General features: G+C 71.8%; 1 protein-coding gene. It reads right to left on the bottom strand.

The annotated features are described in order from the left end of the window. The coding region (locus OG982_RS30850; protein ID WP_266950272.1) for a type I polyketide synthase at positions 1–6,344 on the bottom strand (6,344 nt) is incomplete at both ends.

Raw genomic sequence — 6,344 nt, 5'->3', positions numbered from 1 at the left:
AACGCCAGCGGTCCACTTCGGACTGGGTCCGCAGGCCGCGGCGCCAGGCCGAGAGGGTCGGCAGAGCCGGCAGAACCTTGTCCCAGGCGTTCGCGTCGTCCATGTCCAGCGTTGCGGCGAGCGACTCCAGGTCCTCGCGCTCCACGGCGTCCCAGAAGCGGGAGTCCACTCCGTCGGCAGCGCCGCTCCGCGCGGTTCCCGCCATCGGCAGCCAGTAGCGCTGCCGCTGGAAGGCGTACGTCGGCAGTTCGACGGATCGGGAGCCCGAACCGGCGAAGAAGGCCTGCCAGTTTACCTTGAGGCCCCGAGCGTGAGCCTGGGCCACTGCTGCGACCACCGTCTCGGTCTCGGGACGCCCGGCGCGCAAGACCGGCACGAAGGCAACGCCCTCGGCCGTCACGCACTCCTGGCCCATGGCCGAGAGCACACCGCCCGGACCGAGTTCGAGGTACGTCGTGACCCCCGCGGCCTCCAGGACGCGCATGCCGTCGAGGAAGCGGACCGCCTCGCGGACGTGCCGCACCCAGAACTCCGCCGAACCCATCTCGTCCGAGACGACCGCGCCGGTCAGGTTGGAGACGACCGGGATGCGGGGGGCCGCGAAGGACAGCCCCTCCACCACCCGGCGGAAGTCCTCCAACATCCCCTCCATGTGCGGCGAGTGGAACGCGTGGCTGACCGTCAGGCGCTTGGACTTGCGGTCGGTGAACGACTCGGCGATCGCCGTCGCAGCGTCCTCGTCACCGGCGATGACCACCGACTGCGGGCCGTTTACGGCCGCGATGCTCACGCGCTCGGTCAGCAGCGGCAGGACCTCATCCTCCGACGCCTGCACCGCGATCATCACGCCACCACCCGGCAGCGCCTGCATCAACCGCCCACGCGCCGCCACCAGCACACACGCGTCCTCAAGGGACAACACCCCAGCGACATGCGCGGCAGCTATCTCACCGATCGAGTGCCCGGAGAGGAAGTCCGGCTTCACACCCCACGACTCGACCAGCCGGAACAGCGCCACCTCGACCGCGAACAGCGCGGGCTGAGTGAACCGCGTCTCGTCCAGCAGAGCCGCGTCCGCCCCGAACAGCACGTCCTTGAGCGACAGTCCCAACCGCTCGCACACCGCGTCCAGCGCGGCCGCGAACACCGGGAAGGCGTCGTACAGCTCACGCCCCATCCCCAGCCGCTGGCTCCCCTGCCCCGTGAACAGGAAGGCGATCTTCCCGGCGGTCGGTGATCCGTTCACCACACCCGCCGTCGAGTGGCCCTCCGCCAGCGCCTCCAGTGCGGCCAGCAGGCCGTCCCGGTCCGCGGCAACCACGGCGGCGCGGTCGTCGAACGACGCCCTGTTGGCCGTCAGCGACCACGCGACGTCGACCGGGCGTACGTCCGGCGCGGACAGGAGGTAGGACTGGAGCTGACGCGCCTGCGCCCGAAGGGCGTCGTCACCCTTCGCCGAGAGCACCCAGGGTACGACCGGCAGCGGCGTGGCTTCGGCGGGTGCTTCCGCCGACTCCGGGGCGGCCGGCGGCTGCTCGATGATGGTGTGGGCGTTGGTTCCGCTGATGCCGAACGACGAGACGCCCGCGCGGCGCGGACGGCCGGTCTCCGGCCACCGCACGGCTTCCGTCAGCAGGCTGACGTCACCGTCCTCCCACTCCACCTGGGGCGACGGCGCGTCGACGTGCAGGGTCTGCGGGAGCATGCCGTGCCGCATCGCCATGATCATCTTGATCACGCCTGCGACACCGGCGGCGGCCTGGGTGTGGCCGATGTTGGACTTGATGGAGCCGAGCAGCAGGGGCCGGTCGGCCGGACGGTCCTGGCCGTAGGTGGCCAGGAGTGCCTGCGCCTCGATCGGGTCCCCGAGCCGGGTGCCCGTGCCGTGGGCCTCGACGGCGTCCACGTCGGCGGAAGACAGGCCCGCGCCGGCCAGGGCCTCGCGGATGACCCGCTGCTGCGAGGGGCCGTTCGGGGCCGTCAGGCCGTTGCTGGCGCCGTCCTGGTTGATCGCGGAGCCCCGTACGACGGCCAGGATCGGGTGGCCATTGCGCAGCGCGTCCGACTGCCGCTCCACGAGCAGCATGCCCGCGCCCTCGGCCCAGCCGGTACCGTCCGCGGCCGCCGCGAACGACTTGCAGCGGCCGTCGGCCGCGAGGCCACGCTGACGGCTGAAGTCGACGAACGTCTCCGGCGTCGCCATGATCGCGACGCCACCCGCGAGAGCCATGTCGCACTCACCGTTACGGAGCGCCTGGACCGCCCAGTGCAGGGCGACCAGCGACGACGAGCACGCCGTGTCCACCGTCACCGCCGGGCCCTCCAGCCCGAAGGCGTACGAGACACGGCCCGAGGCGATACTGCCGGAGTTGCCGGTGCCGAGGTAACCCTCGACCCCCTCGGGCAGCTCCTCCCCGTTTCCGTAGCCCGTCGCGTAGTCGTGGTACATGACGCCGGCGAAGACACCGGTACGGCTGCCGCGCAGCGTGGTCGGGTCGATGCCGGCCCGCTCGAAGGCCTCCCACGAGGTCTCCAGCAGGAGCCGCTGCTGCGGGTCCATGGCCAGGGCTTCACGCGGCGAGATCCCGAAGAAATCGGCGTCGAACTCCGCCGCGTCGTGCAGGAAGCCGCCTTCGCGGGTGTACGAGGTACCCGGCTGGTCCGGGTCGGGGTGGTAGAGAGACTCCACGTCCCAGCCGCGGTCGGACGGGAAGGCGGTGATGCCGTCGCCGCCCGTGGCGACGAGCTGCCACAGCTCCTCGGGCGAGCGCACCCCGCCGGGGAAGCGGCAGCCCATGCCGACGATCACGATCGGATCGTCGGTCAGGCCCACGGCGGCCCGAACCGGCGTCGACAGCCCGCGCGCGCCCTCCGCCTCAGCGGAACCGTCGCTCACCCCAAGCTCGGAGAGCAGGTACCGGGCCAGCGCCGCGGGCGTCGGGTAGTCGAAGATCAGCGTCGGAGGCAGTCGCAGACCGGTCTCCGTCTTCAGTACGTTGCGCAGCTCCACGGCCGTGAGGGAGTCGAAGCCGAGATCCCGGAAGGCCCGTTCGGCGTCGACCGCGTCGGCACCGGTGTGGCCCAGGACCGCGGCAATGCGCCCGCACACCAGCTCCAGGAGCACGCCCTCGTGCTCCGCGACCGGCAACCCGAGCAGGCGCGCCACCAGCGGCGAACCGGTCCCGGCGCCGCCGTCTCGCCGCTCCACGGCGCGGCGTACGGGCACCCGCACGAGAGCACGCAGCAGCGCCGGCGTCGAACCCGCCGAGACCGCCTGCGCGCGCAGGACCGCCAGGTCGAGCCGCATCGGCAGGGTCACCGCCGAGTCCACCGTCATCGCGGTGTCGAACAGGGCGAGTCCCTCATCGGCGGCAAGTCCGTCGACCCCGTCGCGTGCAATGCGGCGCAGGTTGGCGTCGTCCAGGCTCGCGGCCATGCCGCCGCCGCTGCCCGTCTGCGGGGCCCACAGACCCCACGCGAGCGCGGTAGCGGCCAGCCCCTCGGCGCGACGCTGCTCGGCCAGAGCCTCCAGGAACGCGTTCGCGGCAGCGTAGTTCGCCTGCCCGGCAGCACCGAACGCCGCCGCAGCACCCGAGAACAGAACGAACGCCGACAGGTCCAGACCCCGCGTCAGCTCATGCAGATTCCAGGCCGCGTCCACCTTCGGCCGCAGCACCGCCGCAACCCGATCCGGCGTCAGCGACGACAGAACACCGTCATCCAGAACACCCGCAGTGTGCACCACGGCCGTCAGCGGGTGCTCGACCGGAACCGACGCCAACAGCACACCCAGCGCATCCCGGTCAGCAAGGTCACAAGCAACAAGCTCCGCCTGAGCACCCAACTCCGCCAGCTCAGCGACCAGTTCCTCAGCACCGACCGCCTCGGGACCCCGACGGCTGACCAACAGCAGACGCCGCGCCCCGTACGCGGTCACCAGGTGCCGCGCGAACAGCCGGCCCAGCCCACCCGTGGCACCGGTCACGAGAACCGTCCCGGACGGGTCACCGATCACAACAGGCGACTCGGCCGCACCGTCCGAAGCCGGCACGCGCACCAGACGCGGCACGCTCACCACACCCGCACGGACCGCCAGCTCCGGCTCACCGGCCGCCAGCGCGGCAGGAATCGCCGCCACCGACACCGGATCCAGACCCTCATCCAGATCCAGATCCAGATCCAGCATGACCAACTGGCCCGGGTTCTCCGACTGCGCCGAACGCAGCAGACCCCGCACCGCACTGCCCGACAGATCCCGAACACCCGAACCGGCCTCAACAGCCACCGCACCCGACGTCACCCACACCAGCCGCGTCCCGGCGAACCGCTCATCCGCCAGCCACTCCTGGACAGACGCCAGCGCGGCATTCACCGCACCGTGCACCGACCCGACGGTGTCGGCATCCACGTCCACAGCGGACGGCAGGACGAACACCGCATCCGGAGCGGGCTCACCCGCCACCAGCGCGGAACCGAACGCGGCCGCGTCGGCGTACTCCGTAACCTCGACACCCGTGCCGCCCAGGCCGATCTCGTCCCGGCCCAGTACGGCCCACCGCAGACCGGCGGGCGTCACCGAGCCGATTGCGGCCGGCTCCCACTCCACACGGAACAGCGACTCCAGGTGACCGCCGCCGGCCGCGTTGACCTGATCGGCCGAGGCCGGACGCAGGGTGAGCGACTCCACGGCCGCCACCGGGCGCCCGGTCTCATCCGCGATCAACAGGGCCAGGCTGTGCCGGTCGTCCGGCGAGTTCGGGGTCAGGCGCATCCGGAGCGAGGAAGCGCCCACGGCATAGAGCGAGACACCGGCCCAGGCAAACGGCAGCAGCGCACCGGCGGAGCCTTCCACGGCGGGGTCGCGGTGGCCGATGGCATGCAGACCCGCGTCGAGCAGCGCCGGATGCAGCCCGAACCGAGCCGCATCCGCACGCCCGTCCTCCGGCAGCACCACCTCCGTGAACAACTCGCCGCCACGCCGCCACGCCGCCTTCAGACCCTGGAACAACGGCCCGTAAGCCATTCCGTCCCCGACCAACTCCGCGTACAACCCGTCAATGTCGACAGGCACGGCACCCGACGGCGGCCACGCCACCAGCTCACCGAACTCCCGCGAAGCCTCCGGCCGCGCACCGGCCGCCAGCACACCCGAACCGTGACGCGTCCACGGCTCCTCCGCCGGCGCGTCCTGGAGGCGGGAGTACACGCTGAACGCCCGACGGCCGGGCGCCGTGGGCGCCTCGATCACGAGCTGAAGCTGCACACCGCCCCGCTCGGGCAGAACGAGCGGCGCCTCCAGCGTCAGCTCCTCCACCACATCGCAGCCGACCTGGTCGCCGGCACGGATCGCCAGGTCGACGAAGGCCGTGCCCGGCAGCAGCACGCCACCGTGGATCGTGTGATCGGCGAGCCAGGGGTGGGTGTCGAGGGACAGCCGACCAGCGAGGAGCACGCCCTCGGAATCGGCGAGCACGACCGCCGCACCCAGCAGCGGGTGCCCGGCGTCACCGAGCCCGATCGCCTCCGGATCCCCGGCGGCGAACACGGACGCGCTGGGCCAGAACCGCTGGCGCTGGAAGGGGTAGGTGGGCAGGTCGACGCGCTGGGCGTCGGAGCCGGTGAAGTACGCGGTCCAGTCGATGGTGACGCCGTGGGCGTGGGCCTGGGCGAGGGCCGTGGTGACGGCCTCGGCCTCGGGGCGGCCCTTGCGGAGCACGGGTACGAACACGGCGTCGTGCTCAATGCAGTCCTGAGCCAGGGCCGACAGCACACCGTCAGGGCCGAGCTCGACGTACGTGGTCACACCCGCGGCCTCCAGGGCGCGGACGCCGTCGAGGAAGCGAACGGCCTCCCGCACGTGCCGCACCCAGAACTCCGCCGAACCCATCTCGTCCGAGACGACCGCGCCGGTCAGGTTCGACACGACCGGGATACGCGGAGCGCCGAACGACAGCCCCGCCACCACCTCACGGAAGTCCTCCAACATCCCGTCCATGTGCGGGGAGTGGAAGGCGTGGCTGACGGTGAGGCGCTTGGACTTGCGATCGGTGAACGTCTCGACCACAGCAGTCGCAGCATCCTCGTCCCCGGCGATGACCACCGACTGAGGGCCGTTGATCGCCGCGATGCTCACGCGCTCGGTCAGCAGCGGCAGGACCTCGTCCTCCGAGGCCTGGACGGCGATCATTACCCCGCCGGCCGGGAGCGCCTGCATCAGGCGACCCCGGGCTGCCACCAGAGCGCACGCGTCGTCCAGGGAGAAGACACCGGCGACGTGTGCGGCGGCGATCTCGCCGATCGAGTGGCCGGAGAGGAAGTCCGGCTTCAGGCCCCAGCTCTCCACG

Source organism: Streptomyces sp. NBC_01551, from assembly GCF_026339935.1.
In the GTDB taxonomy this organism is placed as follows: domain Bacteria; phylum Actinomycetota; class Actinomycetes; order Streptomycetales; family Streptomycetaceae; genus Streptomyces.
This window is presented reverse-complemented; position numbering and strand designations above follow the sequence as displayed.